This window comes from Amycolatopsis sp. A1MSW2902 (assembly GCF_017312175.1).
Taxonomy (GTDB): Bacteria; Actinomycetota; Actinomycetes; order Mycobacteriales; family Pseudonocardiaceae; genus Amycolatopsis; species Amycolatopsis nivea.
Map to the genome: position 1 here is coordinate 3,011,102 of NZ_QJPO01000001.1, position 17,614 is coordinate 3,028,715.

Consider the following 17,614-nt stretch of genomic DNA (forward strand, 5'->3'; position numbering starts at 1 on the left):
ACGCTGACCAGCCATGCGCATCACCGCCGCGGACGTGCCGGCACTCGAACGCGGCGTCGCGCTGCTCGGGTCCGGCGGGGGCGGCGACACCGTCACCGCGGCGGTGCTGCTGCGGCGGCTGACCGAATCCGGCCGCGAACCCGTCGTGCACCCGATCGCGGACCTGCCGCCGGACACCCTGGTGGTCCCGGTCGGGATCGTCGGCGCGACCGCCGCGTTCGCCGAGAAACTGCCGAGCGGCGACGAGTTCGCCTCGGCGATCAAGGCGATCGAACGCTGGACCGGGCAGCGCGCGCAGGCGTTGATGACCATCGAGATCGGCGGCCTCAACGGCCTGCTTCCGCTGGTGATCGCCCAGGAGCTGGGGCTGCCCTGCGTGGACGCGGACCTGTCCGGACGCGGGCTGCCGCGGCTCGACCAGCTCTCGGTCGCCGCGACCGGCCGCGGTGTCGCCCCGGCCGCGATGGCCGAACCCGGCGGTCGGGTGGTGGTGCTCGCCGCCGCGGCGGCCTCGGTGGTCGAGAGCGGGATCCGCGCGTTCCTGGCCAGCTCCGGCGGCTGGGCGGCGATCGCGCTGGCCCCGATCCCGGCCGGCGAACTGGCCGACCACACGGTGCCCGGCACGACGAGCGAGGCGCTCGCCCTCGGCTCCCGCGTGCTCGCGGCGGGGGAGAGCCCGGACCTCGCCGCGCTGGAAACCGCCCTGGACGGCCAGGTTCTCGCCCGCGGCCGGGTGCTGGAGGTGTCGCGGCACATCGGCCCCGGCCAGCACGGCCACCCGGGCTTCGGCCGCGGCTCGGCGACGCTGGCCGATCACCGCGACGGCGCGCTGCTGCGGCTGGAAATGGAGAACGAGTACCTGCTCGCGCTGCGGGACGGGCGGCCGGTGGCGTCCACTCCGGACGTTCTCTCGGTCCTCGACCGTCGTACGGGTGTCCCGCTGCAGTGCGACGCGATCCGCGCCGGAGTGGAGGTGGACGTCGTGTGCCTGGCTGCGTCCCCGTTCTGGACCGACCCGCGACGACGTCCGCTGCTGGAGCCGCGCGCGTACGGAATCGACTGCGATCCGGTGGTAGCCCAGTGATTCTCCGCCAGCTGCTCGCGCTGCCCTCGTGGGCTGGTCCCGTCCGAGTGTGCTCCGGAGAGTCCGGTTTGGACCGTCCACTCAAGACAGTCAAGGCCGCGCTCGACGCGTCCGGCACGCCCGCTCGCGGCGAACTGGTGGTGGTCGTCCGCCCGCTCGGTTCCGATTGGCAGATCGACGCACTCCTGCGCCGCTGCGCCGACGCCCAAGCCGCCGGAGTCCTGCTTCCCGGAGCCGAACCCCTTGCCGCGTCACGACTTCTGGCTGAACGACTGTCGGTTCCGCTGCTGGTCACGTCCGCCGATCCGCTCGATCTGCTCGTGGACGCCCGGCTCGCCCTGGCCGCCCCGGACATCGACCGCGCCGAGGCAGTGCTCGCCGCGCATCGCGCGCTAGGGGAGCGGTTGCGGCCGCCCGAAGAAATCGTGACCGTGCTGCGCCGGCTGCTGGACGCTCCCGTCGCAGTCCTCGACGACCGCGGTGAAGTGCTCGCCGGAGAACTCGCCGAGGCCGCCCGCGTGCGAGTGCACGAGCCGGTCCCACAACGCGTCACCCTCGCGGACGGCGTTCTGCTGGCGCATCCCGCGGTGCTGCCGCAGCCTTCGGTCTGGCTGGCCGCCGAGCTGACCGGCGCGAAGGCGCCGCGCGCGGACGTCGTAGCCGCGACGCTGGCCGTCGCTGCCGGTGCCGTGCAGCGCTGGCTGCTGGCCCACCGCCTGGAACTGGAACGCGACGCCCGTTCCCGGTCCGCGCTGCTGGGCGACCTGCTTCGCCACGACACCGAACCCGGTGCCGACCTGCGCCGACGCGCGGCAGACGCGGGCTGGCGACTCGGCGGCTGGCACGTCGGCCTGCGCATCGGCGTGCCCGCAGACGTCGACACGGTCTCCCGCACGCAGGAGGTCGTGCGCGCGCTCCGGGCGGAGTCGATCGACGCGGTCACCGTCGAACACGGCGAGGGCTGGACCGGCTGGGTCACCTTCGAACAGGAACCGACCGCGGAACGGGTGCGGGCGCTGTCCGCGCGGCTACGGGCGGTGCACCACAGCCTGCGCCGCACCCTCGACGCGCACCTCGGCGTCGGCCGCCCGCACGCCGACGGTCTCACCGCGACAGTCGCCGAAGCCACCGACGCCGCGCGCCTCGCCGCGACCCGTCCGGAGACCGGGCACTTCCTGCACGTAGACCAGCTCGGCATGGCGCAGCTGCTTCTGGAATGGACCCGCACGGACACCTTCGAGCCTGCCGCGCGTGCGTTGCTCGCTCCGCTGGTTTCCGTACCCGGCGATCTGATCCGCACTCTCGCGGCATATCTCGATGTCGAGTCTTCGCTGGCGGAAACCGCGACGGTGCTGGGGATTCACCGGAACACGGTCGCGGCGCGGATCAGCCGGATCGAGCAGTTGCTGCAGGTCGACCTGTCGCGTCCGGACGAACGGCTGGCGCTGCACCTGGCTGCTCGCGCAGTCATCCTCGCCCGGTCCGGTGAGTAGTACTGACAGGACCAGTTACGGCCTTGGGCAGCGCCCGGGCGGAAGGCAGACTCGAGGCATGGGCAAGAACGACCTGGGCGATTTCCTGCGGGCCCGCCGCGGCGGGCTGAAGCCGGAGGAGATCGGTCTTCCGGACGGATTCGACGGCGGACGGCGGGTTTCCGGCCTGCGCCGCAGCGAGGTCGCGCAGCTGGCCGGGGTCAGCACCGAGTACTACACCCGGCTGGAACAGGGCCGCGCGCGGCAGCCGTCCGAGCAGGTGCTGCACGCACTCTGCGACGCGCTGCGGTTCGACGACATCGAGCGGCGGCATCTGTTCGCTCTCGCGGGCGCCACGGCCGAACGCCTCGACCAGGCCGAGCATGCGTCCCGGCTGCGTCCGGCGCTGCGGCAGGTGCTGGACTCGATGGAACTCGCGTCGGCGTTCATCAGCGACCGGAACCTGACGGTCGTCGGCGGGAACGCGTTGTGGGCCTTGCTGTTTCCCGACGTGGCCGCGCTGCCGCGGCGGGAACGCAGCATGGCGCGCTGGACGTTGCTCGATCCGCGGGCCCGCCTGGTGTGGCGGGACTGGGAACGCGTCGCCCGCGACTACGTGCACGGGCTGCGGCTGGCCGCGGCCGCGCAGCCGCGGAACCAGCACATCGCCAACCTGATCGGCGAGCTGATGATGCGGTCGCCCGAGTTCCCGGCGTGGTGGTCGGAACACCGCGTCCAGGAACGCAGCACCGGCCTCAAACGCCTGCGGCATCCGGTCGCCGGCGATCTCGAACTCCAGTACGAGATCTTCACCTCGGTCGCCGACCCGGGCCAGTCGATGGTCGTCTACAGCGCGCCGGCCGGTTCGCCTTCGCAGGAACGGCTGCGGCTGCTCGCCAGCTGGGGCCGTGAACCGGCCGCTCCCGCCGAGTCCTGACCTTCGCCCGTCCTCGGGCCCCGCTGTCCTCGCGGGGTCCACGCCGTCCTGCCATTTTCACGAAAGGACCTTGAGCAGTGAGCAAAACCTTCCTGATCACCGGCGTCAGCACCGGCCTCGGAAGGGCCGTCGCCCGACGCGCCCTCGCCGCCGGACACCAGGTCGCGGGCACCGTGCGCACCGAAGCGCACGCGGCCGATTTCCGGGCGCTGGACCCCGAACGCGCCCGCGCCTTCGTCCTCGACCTGACCGACGCGGACCGGATCGAACCCACCGTGCGGGAGGTCGAAGCGGAACTCGGCCCGATCGACGTGCTCGTCGCCAACGCCGGATACGGGCTCGAAGGCACCTTCGAGGAATCGTCGATGGCTGAGCTGCGCCGCCAGTTCGAGGTCAACGTCTTCGGCACGGTCGCGACGATCAAGGCGGTCCTGCCCGGCATGCGCGAACGGCGCGACGGCCAGATCTTCGTGATCACCTCGATGGGCGGGCACACCACGTTCCCCGGCCTGGCGTTCTACGAGGGCAGCAAGCACGCGCTGGAAGGCATCACCGACACCCTCGCCCAGGAGGTCACGCAGTTCGGCGTGCGGGTGACCGCGGTGGCTCCCGGCGCGTTCAAAACCGACTGGGCGGGCCGGTCGCTGGTCCGCGCCCCGCGCAGCATCGCCGACTACGACGCCCTGTTCGACCCGATCCGGACCCGCCGCCAGGCCCTCGCCGGACAGGGGATCGGCGACCCCGACCGCGCGGGCGACGCGATCCTGCGGCTGCTGGACGTGGAAAACCCGCCGGTGCACCTGCTGCTGGGCTCGGACGCGCTGCGGCTGGTCACCGCCGGACGCCAGCGCGTGCAGGAGGACTTCGACGCCTGGCAGGACCTGACCCTCTCCACCGACTCCGTCGACGGCGGCGTCACCGTCGCCTGATCCTCGCCGGTGCGGGGAACCCTGGGATGGCAAGGGGGTTCAGGGTTCCCCGCACCGCGGGTCAGACGCGCCCGCGCACGAGGTCGATCAACCGGCCGAGCACGTGATCGCCCGACGCGCGGAGGCCGTTGTGCTCGTACTCGTTGGTGATCCACGGCCGCAGCGTCGGGATCAGCCGCGCGGTTTCCTCGGAGAACACCCGCTCGACGTACATGTCGTTGGCGTAGATCGCGGCCGCAGCCGGGACCGTGCACTCGCGCAGCACGTCCGCGTCGTACAGCCGCGGCCACTCGTGCGCGGCGAGCAGTTCGGCGGTCTCCTTCATCGGCCGGAGGCTGTGGAGGTCGTCGAAGAGCGAGGGGAACACGTGCTCGCCGGTGAACAGCGTCCGGTCGGTGCGGAACTCGTCCGGCAGCACGCGCTCGGCGGACCAGCGGGTGGCGAACCCGTCGGAGTACGACGACTCGTGGATGACCGAATACAACGGATTGCGCGCACTGAACGGCAGCGAGCTGGCGACGTCGTAGGCGAAGGCGGGGGACTTCGGGTCGCGTTCGAGCAGGTAGTGCAGCGCCTCCTCGCCGCCGCTGGCACCGAAGAGGTAACCGAGTTGCTGGAACAACCGCGCGGTCAGCGGACTGCCGTCGGGCAGGACCACGGCCCCGTCGTCGAGCAGCGGCAGCAGCGCTTCGACGCGCTCGCGATCGCCGGGGTAGCGGAGGTAGTACTGGCGGTTGCGCTCGAGGAGATTGGCGAACGTCGCGGTGTAGACGTCGTCCGGATGCCGCGCGATCGGCGGCAGCCCGCCGGTGAAGAAGGCCTCGGCCAGGCCCTCGGGGTACTGGGAAAGGTAAGCGAGTGTGCAGAACCCGCCGAACGACTGGCCGAGCACGCTCCACTTCTCGACGCCCAGCTGCTGCCGGATGAACTCCGCGTCGCGCACGATCGCGTCCGCGCGGAAGTGGGTGAGATAGTCGGCCTGCTCGGCCGGAGTGCCCGGCAGCGTGCCGACCGGCGTGGAGCGCCCGGTGCCGCGCTGGTCGAGCATCAGGACCCGGTATTCCCGCAACGCCCGCGGCAGCCAGCTCGGCGCGCCCCGGGACGGCCGCGGCGCCTCGTGCCCGGGACCGCCTTGCAGGTACACGAGAAACGGCCGGTCGAGCCCGTCCGGATCAGCGACCTCGCGCGCGAAGACGGTGATCTTCGCGCCGTCCGGACGGGAATGGTCGAGGGGGACGGAGAACTCGTGCTCGGTCAGGACGAGGCCGGGAATGCGCACGGTGGTTGCCATACGGGCGATTCAACCAGAACGGGCGGCGGGGAAGCCACGGAGTTTGGCAGGGCGGGTCTATTGTGGACGGTCGTGCTGCCGGGATTGGTCAGCCGACCCCCGGTGGCGGATGCTTGCCGCGCGCTCGTCCCAGTCTTTCCCGCTTGGCTTTACCTCTGCGGCGCGGAGTGTCCGCCGCGCTGAGCCCAAGCCGGGAAACGGCGTTACTCCTTGCCCATCGACCGGCGGATCTCGGCCAGCTTGTCCTTCGCCGCCTCCTTGCGGTCGGCGATTTTCTTGTCCAGCGACTGCAGATCCTCCGGCCCGCCGATCCCGGCGAGCTCCTGCGAACCGACCGAGGTGGTGTAGCGCTTCTCGATCCGGTCCCGCACGAAGTCGAACGACGGGGCGCTGTTGTCGCTGTAGTCGGGCTCGGGGAGGTCAGCGGGCGGCGTGCCGGGACTCTCCACGATCTCCGCGTCGAGCGGCTGCTGCTCGCCGGGCTTGTCCGCGCTCATCGTCTCGCCTCTTCTCGGTTCGTCGGCTCCGCCTTCGACCCTAGCCGACCTCGCGCGGACGGGTGGATGTTTCGCCGCCGCCGGTGTGCGGTAGCCCATCAGGGAGAGAAAGGAGCCCGCGATGCTTCGCCCCCGCTCGACCGCGCCGCCCGCCCCGCCCGAGCCGGTTCCGCCAGGCCCGGTGGAACCCGATCCGGTGACGCCGGGACCGGACCGCCCGCTTCCCGACCCCGAACCCCTCCCGCCGGACTCCGAACCCGGCCCCGAACTGGCGACGGCCGGTCCGTTGTGGACGGTGCGGCCGGAGTGATCGGGGTGCTCCGGCGGGCAAGCCTCATCCGGTAGCCAGGTCGCCTGGCGGGCCGAGTTCTCCGCCCAGCAAGCCTCCGAATCCCCGTAGCCAGGCCGGAGCGAGCCGGGTTCTCCTGCGGGCAGGCCTCCTGATCCGGTAGCCAGGTTGCCAGGCGAGTCGGGTTCTCCGGCGAGCAGCCGTCCCGATCCGGTAACCAGGTCGCCTGGCCAGCCGGGATGCGGAGGGGCTGGATTCTCCGGCGAGCAAGCCTCCCGATCCCGTAACCAGGCCGCCTGACCAGCTGGGACGCGGAGGGTCCGGGTTCTCCGGCGAGCAAGCCCCGGTCCCGTAGCCAGGCCCAGGCGTCCGGCCAGCCGGGGTGTGGACGGTCCAGCCGGAGCGAGCCGGGTTATCCAGCAATCGACCCCTCCCGATCCCGCAGCGAGCCGGGCATCGCGAGCGAGCGCTCCGGATCAGCCGCGAAAGCCGCCAGCCTCCAGGGCCGCGTCCACCTTCGCCCGGTGCGCCTCCGCCCACTCGTCGAGCGTCTGCGCCTCCTCCTTGGCCAGCTTCGCCCGCGCGTCCGCGAGCACCTGCGCCGCATCGGCCGCGGGCACCACGACCACGCCTTCCTCGTCCGCCACGACGATGTCCCCGGGGTGCACCGTCACCCCGCCGCACCGGGCGGGCTCGCCGAGCGGCGTCACCTTGGCTTTCGTCCCGGGAATCGGGATCACGCCCCGCGCGAACACCGGGAAACGTGCCTCGCGGACCTCGGACAGGTCGCGGATCACGCCGTCCAGGACGAAGCCCGCGATGCCGCGGCGCTGGGCGGTCGCGCAGACGTTGCCGCCGGCCAGCGCGTAGTCGACGTCGCCGGATTCCGCGACGATCACCGCTCCGGCGGGCGCGCGGTGGATGGCCGCGTGCAGCATGAGGTTGTCTCCCGGCGGGCAGCGCACCGGGTACGCGGGCCCGGCGATCCGCGGCACGGGACCCCACAAGGGCCGCACGCCGTAGTCGAGCACCTGGCCGCGGCCGAGCAGGTCGGCGAGGGTCGTGGTCGGGATGTCGGCGAAACCGTCTTCCATGGACGGCGATGCTCTCACGCACGGCCCGGCCGGATACCGTTCCGTGGCACCGATCACGGAGGAGAAGATGGCTTTCCGGCACACCGTCGCGACGTCCCCGGTCGGCGACCTCACCCTGGTCGCCGACGGCAGCGCGCTGGTCGCCGTCTACTTCGACGGCCACAGCCGGACCCCGCGTTTCCCGGACTTCGGCCCGCGCGCCGACGACGGTTTCGCCGACGCGACTCGGCAGCTCGACGAGTACTTCACCGGCCGGCGCCGGACCTTCGACCTCGAACTGGACCTGCGCGGCTCCGAGTTCGAACGCCGCGTCTGGCAGCTGCTCACCCGCATCCCCTACGGCGAGACGCGCACCTACCGCGACCTGGCCGTCGAACTGGGCGAGCCCGGCGCGGCGCAGGCGGTCGGCAACGCGAACGGCTGGAATCCGCTGAGCATCGTCGTGCCGTGCCACCGGGTGGTCGGCAGCAGCGGCGGTCTCACCGGGTACGCGGGCGGCGTCGACCGGAAACGGTTCCTGCTGCAGCTGGAGGAACCGCCCGCCGACGACGCCGGACGCCTGTTCTGAGGCTTACCCCAGCGAGGCGCGACCGTGCTTCCAATACCCCTGGAACGAGATCGCCTGCTTCGGCACCCTGCGCTCGCGCGTGAGGAACCGCCGCGCGCCGGTGGCCAGCCCGCTCTCCCCGGCGACCCACGTGTAGCCCGGAGGATCGGAAAGATCGAGCTGGCCGAGGACGTCGAGCGCGAGCCGTCCGGGCAGCCGGTCGTCCTCGCGGACCAGCCACTGCACTTCGGCGCCGAGCGGCACGTCGACCGTCTGGATGTCGTCCCGCGCCCCGACTTCCAGCAAGACGGTGGCCCGCAGACCCGGCGATGACTCCAGGATCGCCAACGCCGCCGGAATCGCGCTCTCGTCGGCGAGAAGGAGCTGTGTGACGCCGTCCGGCGGCAGATAAGTGATCCCCTCGTCGAGAATCCCGACCTCGTCGCCCGGCCGCGCGTTCTCGGCGAATTGCGAGGCCGGACCGCCGTCGCCGTGCACCGCGAACTCGATGTCCACCTCGCCGGGCCGCGTCGCCCGGATCGTGTAATTCCGCACCCACGGCCGGGACGCGGCGCTCATGAGCATGTGCTGCGCGAGCCAGCGATTGCTCGAAGCAGTGGGGAGGCGGAGCCCGCGCTGCCCCTCGCGCGGGAAGAACAACCGGCACCATTGATCGAACCCGAGCGGCGCGAAGTCCTCGAGATCCTCCCCGCCGACGGTGAGGGTGACGAAATGCGTGGACGTCCGTTCAGCTCGCAGCACGGACGCCCGGAGCAGCCGCCTGCTGTCAGGCATGCGGCGCTGGGGGAGGGTCGGCATGGTGGGTCCCGCTTCACTTAGGTAAGGCTTACCTGTCTCACGCTAGCCAGTGGTGCGACGAGACGGCAAGGGTCGAAATCTCCCTGGTCGAAGCTGTGCGTACTCCTCGCCTAATGCGGATACGTCCGTTCGGGCCAGTGCGTCGGGCATCACGCTCTCCTGCTGATCACTCTCCGTACCACTCTTGTGGGTGACTGTTGACCGCTCAATAACCAGGGCTGGCGTGACACTCTGTGTATGCCTGCGTGGGGGACTGGGGTGCCGAGCTCGAGTTTCTCCGGCTGGCGACTGTGCGAATGAACGTGCATCTTCCCGCGTTAGAGCCGGTTCGCCGCAGTTCGCGGGCGCGGCGAGAGGTCTGGACAAGTCGCGGCTAGAGGTCCGCCGGGTGTCGAATCGGTGACCGCGAAGAGTAGCGAAAACCGTCACTCGAACCGTTGGGCGACGCTGAGGGACCGTTCACCGCGACACTGCCAGTAGAGCTGGCTGGTGACGCACCGTCTTCGCCAGGATGAGCGCATCCGGGACCCGCTCCGCACGACGGCCAGGGCTCCGGACAGCCGTCGGGGCCGGTCCGCCGGCCGGAAGAGAAAGGGATGACGACCTCATGACGGTGGTTCCCTGCCTCGCCGACCAACCGCACCGAACCGGCGAGCCGCCCGCGCGGGCGGAAGGCGCGGTGCTGGTCCGGGAGCCCGGGTTGAGCCCGGAGCCCGCTGGGGAAGCGGCGCTGCCTCGCGACCCGGAGAGCCTGGCGCGGCCCGCGGAGGAGATGCAGGACAGCGCTGGGAACGAGCAGGAAAAGCCCCTGCCGCCGGGCGACGCGGCCGATGCAGATGCCAGCGCGGCCGCGGGCGGCGCAGCCGAGCCAGGTGACACGCCGAAGCCCGCCCTAGCTGCAGGCGACTTGGCGAAACCCAAGCTGCCTGGCGGCACTGCAGCCGAGCCCGCCCGTTCCGGCGAGGCAGCGGCAAGCGGCTTGGCGAACCCCAACCCGCCTGCAAACACCACAGCCGACCCTGCCCAGTCCGGCGACGAAGCGGCAAGCAACCAGCGGATTCCCGACCCGTCCGCGAACACCACAACCGACCCCGCCCGGTCCGGCGACGCGGCGGCAAGCAATCAGACGATTGCCAACCCGCCCGCGAACACCGCAGCCGACCCCGCTCGGTCCGGCAAGGCAGCGGGGAGCGGCTTGGCGATCCCCAACCCTCCCGCAAACTCCACAACCGGCCCCGCCCGTTCCGGCGAGGCAGCGGGGAGTAGCTCGGCGATCCCCAACCCTCCCGCAAACTCCACAACCGGCCCCGCCCGTTCCGGCGACACAACGGCAAGCAACCAGCCGACTCCGCCCGCCCCCGCCACAACGGCAAGCAAACAGCCGCTCCCGCCCGCCCCCACCACCCCGCAGCCACCCCCACCGAACCACCCCGACCCCGACCACCCCGCCCGGGTCCGGGTCGTCGTCGACTGGGATCCCTACTCCCGTCCTCCTCGCCGGGTGGCGACCCGGGAAGAGATGGTCGCCTCCGCGCACCGCGTGCTGGCTCGGCGCAAGCCCGGCCGACACCGCAAGCCCGACACCCGCGAACCCTGGATGTCCCGGGCCGCGGATTTCGTCGTCGCCTGGGCGGCCACGCTCCGGATGGCGTTGCTTCTCCTCGCCGGGACCGCGTTCCTCAGCGGTCTCGTGCTGATGAACAGCCCCATAGCGGGGGCCGCGGTGACCCTCGTCGCGGGCGTCGCGGCGTGGGCAGCGCGGCCGCGGAAGTCGCCGACGCATCGCTGCTGAAAAAATGTCGAACCCGCGCCAGGCCGTTCGACGAGGATGTGACGGCTGGACGAAGCCAGCCCCAACCGAGGAGCGGTCAATGCGTTTCCTGATGATGCACCGGCTCGACGAGAGCGCCCCCGAGGCCTGGAACCCCAGCCCCGAGTTCATGGAGAAAATGGGCGCGTTCATCCAGGACTGGACCGAACGCGGCATCCTGATCACCGCCGAGGGCGTGCACCCGTCGGAGAAGGGCGCGATCGTCCGCAAACCCCGCGGCGCGGCCCCGAAGGCGACGGACGGGCCGTTCACCGAGGCCAAGGAGGTCATCGGCGGGTTCGCCCTGGTCAACGCCGCGGACCGGGCGCAGGCGGTCGAGTACGCGAGCGAGTACGCGGACCTGTTCGACGAGATCGAGGTCGAGGTCCGCCAGGTCGTGGAGTTCGACGACCTCCCGGACCTGACCGCGGAATAGCCCAGCGCGCCGGGCATCCGGCGGCACTCCCGAGCCAGGTCTTTGTCATTCGTTGACCCGCACCGCGTCTCGGGCGGATCTTCGTTCCGGGGGAACGGGGTCCGAGGAGGCAGCGGTGCGGGTCATGCTCACGGCGGTCCTGACAACGATGTCGGCGCTGCTGCCGGTCCACGCGAAAGCGCCCCAGCCGGCGGCGAACATCGTGGTGTGCAACAAATACTGCGACGACCGCGCTGCCGACCAGGCGTCCAGCGACCGGATCGCAGTCACGACGGCGCTCGACGACCGCGTCCTCCAGTTGCACTTCGCCGACGCAGACCCGATGGGCTGGGCCGTCGTCGACCACTCGCGCCCGGGCGACCGGGTGTGGCTCGACCGGTCCTTCGACGGCGGCGCGACCTGGGACGGCGGCGCGCAGCTCGGGCTCACCACCGCGCCCTCCGGGGTCGGCGGCTGGCGCACCCAGATGTACAACAACGACGACTGGAACAACCGCGGCGTCGGTGCCCTGCGCGCGTGCGGCAGCGCCATCGACACCGGCCGGATCGCTTGTACGCCTTGGGCGCGCACCCGCTGGAACGCTGCGAACCGTGCGCAAGCGGCGGCGACCGCGATGATGGCGCTCTACGACAACGGCACCGGCTACTTCCGCAACGGCGGCGGCTGGGGCACCGCGGTGTCGCTCGCCGCGGTGATCCGCAACGCGTCGGTCAGCCGGATGGCCAGCTACGACTACGCGATGGCGACGACGTACGACAAGAACGTCAACGCCGGCCGCGGCCAGTTCCGCAACGAGTTCTCCGACGACACCGGCTGGTGGGCGATGGCGTGGCTCGACGCCTACGACCGCACCGGCCAGCAGCGCTACCTCGCGACGGCGAAGGCCGAAGCCGACCACATGCAAACCTTCTGGACCACCGACTGCGGCGGCGGCATCCGCTGGAAAGAAGGCCTGACGTACAAGGCATCCATCTCCAACAGCCTGTACATCGAGGTCAACGCGACCATCGCCGACCGCACCGGCGACGCGACCTACCGGACCCGGGCGCAGCAAGGCTGGGATTGGTTCCGCGGCAAGGGACTCATCGGGTCCGACGGTCTGGTGGTGGACGGTGTCGACGGTGCCAGCTGCGCCGCGGTCGGGCAGCGCTACACCTACAACCAGGGCGTATTCGTCTCCGGCCTCACGGCGCTGTCCAAAGTGACCGGAGACCAGAACCTGATCAACACCGCCCGCTCAGTGGCCGACGCGACGACCCGCACCGGGTCGTTCTTCACCGGCTCCGACGGCATCGTCCACGACCCGGGGGAGGGCAGCAGCTGCACCGACGACGGGTCGTACTTCAAAGCCGGACTCGTGCGCGGACTGTCCGAACTGGACGCCGCGACAGCCGGCGCGCCCTACCGGGATTTCCTGGCCAGGCAAGCGGATTCCGCCTACGCCCATTCCCGCAACGACTTCGACCAGTACTCGCGTCCGTGGTCCTCAGGCGGGGACAAAGGCCCGGGCTGCCAGGCCGCGGCGCTCGTCCTGATGAACGCCACGTACTAGCCCCGTTAGTGACCGACAGCACACCCGCCTCCGCAAGGCCCGTCCGGGTACGGTTGACGGTGCCACGGAATCCTGCGTGGTGCGTGTGGACGGGGAAGGGCGATCGTGGAGCTGAAGGTCGGGTACAAGGCGTCGGCGGAGCAGTTCGGGCCTCGCGAGCTGGTGGAGTTCGCGGTGCGGGCCGAGGAGCTGGGGCTGGATTCGGTGTGGGTGTCGGATCATTTCCTGCCGTGGCGGCACGAGGGCGGGCACGCGCCGTGGGCGTTGGCGTGGATGCCGGCGGTGGCGGAGCGGACGAGCCGGGTGCTGATCGGGACGAGTGTGCTGACGCCGACGTTCCGGTACAACCCGGCGGTGATCGCGCAGGCGTTCGCGACGATGGCGCTGTTGTCGGGCGATCGGGTGATCCTGGGCGCGGGCACGGGCGAGGCGTTGAACGAGATCGCGGTGTCGGGCCGGGAGTGGCCGGAGTTCAAGGAGCGGTTCGCGCGGCTGCGGGAGTCGGTGCGGCTGATGCGCGAGCTGTGGAGCAAGGACAGCGTCGATTTCGAGGGCGACTACTACCAGCTGGTCAACGCGAAGATCTACGACCGGCCGGAGCGTCCCGTGCCGGTGTACGTCGCGGCGGGCGGTCCGGTGGTGGCGAAGTACGCGGGTCGTGCGGGTGACGGGATGATCTGCACGTCGGGCAAGGGCATGGACCTGTACACCGAGAAGCTGATGCCGGCGATGGCCGAGGGGGCGGCTGCGGGGGAGCGGGACGCGGCGAAGGTGGACCGGATGATCGAGATCAAGATGTCGTACGACCGGGATCCGGAGAAGGCGCTGGCGAACACGCGGTTCTGGGCGCCGTTGTCGTTGAGTGCGGAGCAGAAGCACACGGTGTCGTCGGCGGAGGAGATGGAGCGGCTGGCCGACGAGTTGCCGATCGAGCAGGTCGCGAAGCGGTGGATCGTCGCGTCCGACCCGGACGAGGCGGTCGCGCAGATCAAGCCGTACCTCGACGCGGGCCTGAACCACCTGGTGTTCCACGGCCCCGGGCACGACCAGGAGCGCTACCTGTCGCAGTTCGCCGAGGACGTGCTGCCGCGGCTGCGCGCGCTGTCCTGACCGCGGTTTCCCGTCTTCGCTAGGGGAAAAACCGGGCCGAGGTCCGCACCAGGCGTGCGGACCTCGGCCGCGGTCACTGCCGCCTGAACCGCTTTCTGCGTGCCGCCACCAGGAAGGCCGTGCCTCCGGCGACGAGCGCCCCGCCGAGGATCAGCAGCATCGGCAGGAGCGGAATCCCGGTCGAGGCCAGCGAATCCGTGTCCGTCGCGTCCGAGGCGGGCGGATGGGCCGCCGGGGGAGCCGGGTTCGGGCTCGTGCCCGGCGGCGCCGACGACGTGGGCGGACCCGGCGGCAACGGAAGGTAGACACCGGCGTCGATGGTGTGGTCGACCCCGCCCGCCTCGGCGGGAGCGGTCACCGGCGCGTAGCCGTTGCAGAGCGGTCCGGACTTCGGCGGCACGACGTTCGAATCGTGCGCCCGGTCCGGTCCGGCGGTCGGGAGCGTGAACCGCAGATCGGTCGCCGGCGGCGTCCCGGGCACGTTGTCCGTCGCCGCGGTGCAGACGTCGAACTGCACGGTGTACTTCTCGCCGGGCTTCAGCTGGTATTCCGCGCCGACGCCGCCGAAGTAGTACTCGCCCGCCTTGTCGGTCCGGGTGCTGGCGACCTTCGCGCCGTCGGCGTCGAGAAGGTTCACCGTCGCCTTGGCGAGCGGGACCTCGTCGGTGCGGTTCGGGTCCTGGACGCCGTTGTGGTCGCCGTCGAACCACACGAGGTTGCCGATCTGGATCGGCGCGTTCGCCGCCTGGTAGGCGATGTCGCCGAGGCCGCCCGCCTTGCCGAAGCTGTTCGCCGGGCCCACGAACGCGTACCCGTGCTTCGGATTGTCCTGCCCCGGCCCGATGCCGGAGTCGACGTCGTAGTAGCCGACGCCGTCGGAGCTGACGTACTGCGCCGGGTCCATCTGGGTGCTGATCACCCATTGCTGCTGCGGGATGTAGGCGACCGACCCCTGCGAGGACTCCTGGTGCACGCCGTTGCCGGACCGGCTCGGATCGTAGAAGTCGCCGGGGAAGTACTCGACGACGCCGGGCGGTTCGTGGCCGTTCGTCTCGGGCTTGCCGTGGTTCGGGCAGGCCCCGGTGCCTTCCCAGTCGTAGCCGCCGCCGGGCGCCGCGCACGCCATGGTGATGTCGCCGCCGGACATCCCGGTCCGGACCGTGTCGTCGGTGGGCCGCGGGTCTTTGCCGGAGCCGAAGACGTCCATGAACCGGTCGCGGAAGCCGAGGATCATCGAGCCGTCGCGGGTGAACGCCAGGCTCGCCAGTTCCGGCTGCGGGTTGATCCCCGCGCCCTTCCGGATGAACTTGTCCCACGAGGAGAACGAGGTGTCCCAGGGGTTCCAGTGGTCCATGCTGTCGTCCGGGTCCGGGACCGTGATGACGTAGCCGCGCCGGTAGTCGAGTCCGTGGGTGAGCACGGGGGTGAATTTCGCGCCGTCGTAGGTGTAGACCACGGCCTTCAAATCCTCGCGCCGCTTCGTGCTCTCCGCCGAGCAGACGCCGCCGACGTACAGTTTCGCGTCGTGCGCGGCGACCGCGAACGGCCGCCAGTCGTTGGGCACGGCACAATCCGGAGCCGGGATCGGGACGGTCTTGCCCGGTTTCGCGGTGGCTCCGGTCGCGTCGAAACTGAGCAGGCTCCGGGTCGCCAGGCTCACCGCGTACAGCGTTTTGCCGTCCTCGGTGAGCGCGATCCCGCCGAGGCTTTCCTTTCCGGGGACGTCCACGAAGTGCTGATCCTTGAGCATGTCGACCTTGCCGTGCGCGGTGACCTCGGCATCCGGCACTTTCGCGAACAACGTGGGCGCGCCGCCGCCGAGCGGCGTGGTGTAAATAGCGCCGCCGCCTTCGGGGCCGTAGGTGGTGAAGCGTTTCGCGAACGCCGCCTGGAAAATGCGGTCGCGGTATTTGTCGTACGCCAAGCCCCAGGTGGTGCCGACCTGGGCCTGGGTGTTCAGCACGGTCGGGCAGGCCGAGTCGGCCGGGCAGGTGCCGCGGAGACTGCGGTCGAAAGCGACCAGCGCGCGGCTGTTCGGATCGGGCGCGCTGCCGTTGCTGTTTACCGCCGGGCTTTGCACCGGAACGTAATAGCGGGCGTCGGGCGGAGTGTGGTCGGCCGGGTTCCAGACGGCGGTGATCACCGAAACGTCTTTGCCTTCCCGCAGATCCACGAACGTCGTGAAACTGTCGAAGTGGTTTTTCTCCGTCGACGCGGGCGCGGCGCGCAAATACGCGCGATACGGATCCGGAACGGAAACGTCGACGCGGTACCGGCCGCCGGCGAGCGGGGCGGCCGGGTCCACCACGACCTTGCCCGCCGCGTCGGTGCGGCCGCGCACCTGATGCCCGGCGGAGTCGGTGACCAGCACGGACATGCCCGGCTGCGGGGTGTCCATGGCGGCGTTGACGATGCCGGTGCCGAAGAAATCGCGGAGCACCTGGACGGTCAAGGTGCCGTCCTCGGCGGCAGCGGCGGCGCCGGTGGTCACCGTCATCGTGCTGCCGCCCAGCATTAAGACAGCGGCGGCGGCGCGCGCCAGCCTGAATCTGCCACTCGGTCTTCTGCCACCTCGGGTCATGACTGCGGGATCTCCGTTCTCTGCGCGGAATATTCGCGCGGCGTGGCGCAAAGCTGTAACAGTGAACCAGAAAACGGTCAGTCCGGGTACGGCACCGGGACACACGGACCGGGTGAATCGAAAACCCTGCTACGGTCACTCGCTGTGCTGGGAAAACGGATCGCGCGCCGGTGGATCGTCGTCGCCGCGGCAGTGACAGTCGCGCTCGGCGCGGGAATATTCTGGTATGCCGCCGCGGTTTCCCCGGATTCCGGCCCGCGCGCGGTCACCGCGGACGAGGCGAGCCGGCTCGCGATCGCGCGATTCCGCAATTACCAGAAACAAGGCCGCGCGGTGACGATCAGTGTCCCCGGCGCGGCGGGCGAACTCGCGATCACCGGTTCGGCCGATTACCGCGCGAAGTCCGGTTACGGAGTGCTGAAAGGCAAGGGGTGCAACGACTCCGGCAATGGTCTGATCCGGTGGACCGCCAGCCGGATCGAACTCCGCCCGCTGGCTGCCGTCCCGGATTTCCCTCCCGGGAAACCGCCTGCGGACGGCTGGTTCGGCCGCCCGCTCAATCCGTCCGCGGGCGCACTCGACCGCGCATTGGCGATTCTTCTCGGCCTCGGCAGCGACCGGCCGGACAACGCGCAATTGCTGCCGCAGAACGGTGCCGAATGGGTAGCGGCCGATCAGGTGAACGGACATCCGGTAGACGTCTTCACCGGCCCGGATTCGCGCGACCGCCCCGGCAGCGCGGGAAAAGTCCGGTACTGGCTCGACGCGGACGGCGTCATGTACCGGGTGCAGGCCGCGATCCCGGGAGAAACGGATCCGGTCGTCATTTCCTTCGACACACACGAATTCACTGCGGTGCCGCCTGTGCGGTGATGTTTTCTTCGAGCGCGGTGTTGTCGCGGGTTGTGCCTCGTCCTTGAGCGGCGGTGACGGATGCGCGGTCTGCCAGCGCGGTGCTGTTTCGTCGAGTACGGCGCGGGCGCGCGTCGTTAAACGGCGGTCATGGATGCGCGGTCTGCCGCCGCGGTGCCGTCTGTTCGGTGGGGTTTTCTTTGAGCCTGGTGCTGTCGGGGGCCGGGCTCGTAGTTGAGTGGCGGTGGCGGATGTGCGGTCGGCCAGCGCGGTCCTGTTTTCGTCGAGTGCGGTGTTGTCGCGGGGCGGCGCGT

Annotated in this window: 16 protein-coding genes; 11 read left to right on the forward strand and 5 right to left on the reverse strand. The window is 70.7% G+C overall.

Annotated elements, in window-relative coordinates:
* Positions 1-13 precede the first annotated feature (13 nt).
* The 4 genes from DMP23_RS13690 to DMP23_RS13705 all read left to right on the forward strand — a co-directional run bounded on the left by DMP23_RS13690 (position 14) and on the right by DMP23_RS13705 (position 4,422).
* Positions 14-1,084 (forward strand): DUF917 domain-containing protein, encoded by a 1,071-nt coding sequence (locus tag DMP23_RS13690; RefSeq protein WP_134731336.1) that lies wholly within the window; start codon positions 14-16, stop codon positions 1,082-1,084.
* Between the two features lie 68 nt (positions 1,085-1,152).
* A complete protein-coding gene (locus DMP23_RS13695; RefSeq protein WP_240691388.1) occupies positions 1,153-2,577 on the forward strand; it encodes a PucR family transcriptional regulator in 1,425 nt (474 codons plus the stop codon).
* Positions 2,578-2,635: 58 nt separating this feature from the next.
* Positions 2,636-3,493, forward strand: a complete 858-nt coding sequence (locus tag DMP23_RS13700; protein WP_337821244.1) for a helix-turn-helix transcriptional regulator — start codon at positions 2,636-2,638, stop codon at positions 3,491-3,493.
* A gap of 77 nt (positions 3,494-3,570) precedes the next feature.
* Positions 3,571-4,422 carry an oxidoreductase gene (locus DMP23_RS13705; protein ID WP_275295613.1) on the forward strand — a complete coding sequence of 284 codons (852 nt, stop codon included), beginning with the start codon at positions 3,571-3,573 and terminating at the stop codon, positions 4,420-4,422.
* Between the two features lie 61 nt (positions 4,423-4,483).
* Here the strand turns inward: DMP23_RS13705 and DMP23_RS13710 are convergent, their stop codons facing one another.
* Together DMP23_RS13710 and DMP23_RS13715 are read right to left on the reverse strand one after the other, a co-directional pair.
* Positions 4,484-5,713: an alpha/beta fold hydrolase gene (locus DMP23_RS13710; RefSeq protein ID WP_037815594.1), complete on the reverse strand. Its 1,230-nt coding sequence runs from the start codon at positions 5,711-5,713 to the stop codon at positions 4,484-4,486.
* A 203-nt stretch (positions 5,714-5,916) separates the two neighbouring features.
* Complete coding sequence (locus DMP23_RS13715; RefSeq protein ID WP_337821245.1) at positions 5,917-6,210, reverse strand: hypothetical protein; 294 nt, start codon at positions 6,208-6,210, stop codon at positions 5,917-5,919.
* Positions 6,211-6,331: 121 nt separating this feature from the next.
* Here DMP23_RS13715 and DMP23_RS13720 point away from each other — a divergent pair, with 121 nt between their 5' ends.
* Positions 6,332-6,520 (forward strand): hypothetical protein, encoded by a 189-nt coding sequence (locus DMP23_RS13720; RefSeq protein WP_337821246.1) that lies wholly within the window; start codon positions 6,332-6,334, stop codon positions 6,518-6,520.
* Positions 6,521-6,975: 455 nt separating this feature from the next.
* Here DMP23_RS13720 and DMP23_RS13725 read toward each other — a convergent pair whose 3' ends face one another.
* Positions 6,976-7,593 (reverse strand): RraA family protein, encoded by a 618-nt coding sequence (locus DMP23_RS13725; protein WP_037815601.1) that lies wholly within the window; start codon positions 7,591-7,593, stop codon positions 6,976-6,978.
* Positions 7,594-7,636: 43 nt separating this feature from the next.
* Between DMP23_RS13725 and DMP23_RS13730 the strand changes: the two genes are divergently transcribed.
* A complete protein-coding gene (locus DMP23_RS13730) occupies positions 7,637-8,161 on the forward strand; it encodes a methylated-DNA--[protein]-cysteine S-methyltransferase (protein WP_374204381.1) in 525 nt (174 codons plus the stop codon).
* Between the two features lie 3 nt (positions 8,162-8,164).
* Here DMP23_RS13730 and DMP23_RS13735 read toward each other — a convergent pair whose 3' ends face one another.
* A complete protein-coding gene (locus tag DMP23_RS13735) occupies positions 8,165-8,935 on the reverse strand; it encodes a siderophore-interacting protein (RefSeq protein WP_337821247.1) in 771 nt (256 codons plus the stop codon).
* Positions 8,936-10,460: 1,525 nt separating this feature from the next.
* On the opposite strand from DMP23_RS13735, the gene DMP23_RS13740 reads away from it, so the two are divergent.
* The 4 genes from DMP23_RS13740 (at position 10,461) to fgd (ending at position 13,867) form a co-directional block, all read left to right on the forward strand.
* Positions 10,461-10,751 (forward strand): hypothetical protein, encoded by a 291-nt coding sequence (locus DMP23_RS13740; protein WP_134731346.1) that lies wholly within the window; start codon positions 10,461-10,463, stop codon positions 10,749-10,751.
* A 79-nt stretch (positions 10,752-10,830) separates the two neighbouring features.
* On the forward strand, positions 10,831-11,205 hold the full coding sequence (locus DMP23_RS13745) for a YciI family protein (RefSeq protein ID WP_134731348.1): 375 nt from the start codon (positions 10,831-10,833) through the stop codon (positions 11,203-11,205).
* A 124-nt stretch (positions 11,206-11,329) separates the two neighbouring features.
* Positions 11,330-12,757 carry a glycoside hydrolase family 76 protein gene (locus DMP23_RS13750; RefSeq protein ID WP_337824399.1) on the forward strand — a complete coding sequence of 476 codons (1,428 nt, stop codon included), beginning with the start codon at positions 11,330-11,332 and terminating at the stop codon, positions 12,755-12,757.
* A gap of 105 nt (positions 12,758-12,862) precedes the next feature.
* Complete coding sequence (gene fgd / locus DMP23_RS13755; RefSeq protein ID WP_337821248.1) at positions 12,863-13,867, forward strand: glucose-6-phosphate dehydrogenase (coenzyme-F420); 1,005 nt, start codon at positions 12,863-12,865, stop codon at positions 13,865-13,867.
* Between the two features lie 73 nt (positions 13,868-13,940).
* Here fgd and DMP23_RS13760 read toward each other — a convergent pair whose 3' ends face one another.
* On the reverse strand, positions 13,941-16,364 hold the full coding sequence (locus tag DMP23_RS13760) for an SdrD B-like domain-containing protein (RefSeq protein WP_337821249.1): 2,424 nt from the start codon (positions 16,362-16,364) through the stop codon (positions 13,941-13,943).
* 228 nt (positions 16,365-16,592) lie between these two features.
* Between DMP23_RS13760 and DMP23_RS13765 the strand changes: the two genes are divergently transcribed.
* The gene (locus DMP23_RS13765) at positions 16,593-17,321 is read left to right on the forward strand and encodes a hypothetical protein (protein WP_337821250.1); all 729 of its coding nucleotides are present in this window, start codon (positions 16,593-16,595) and stop codon (positions 17,319-17,321) included.
* The last annotated feature ends 293 nt before the right edge of the window (positions 17,322-17,614 follow it).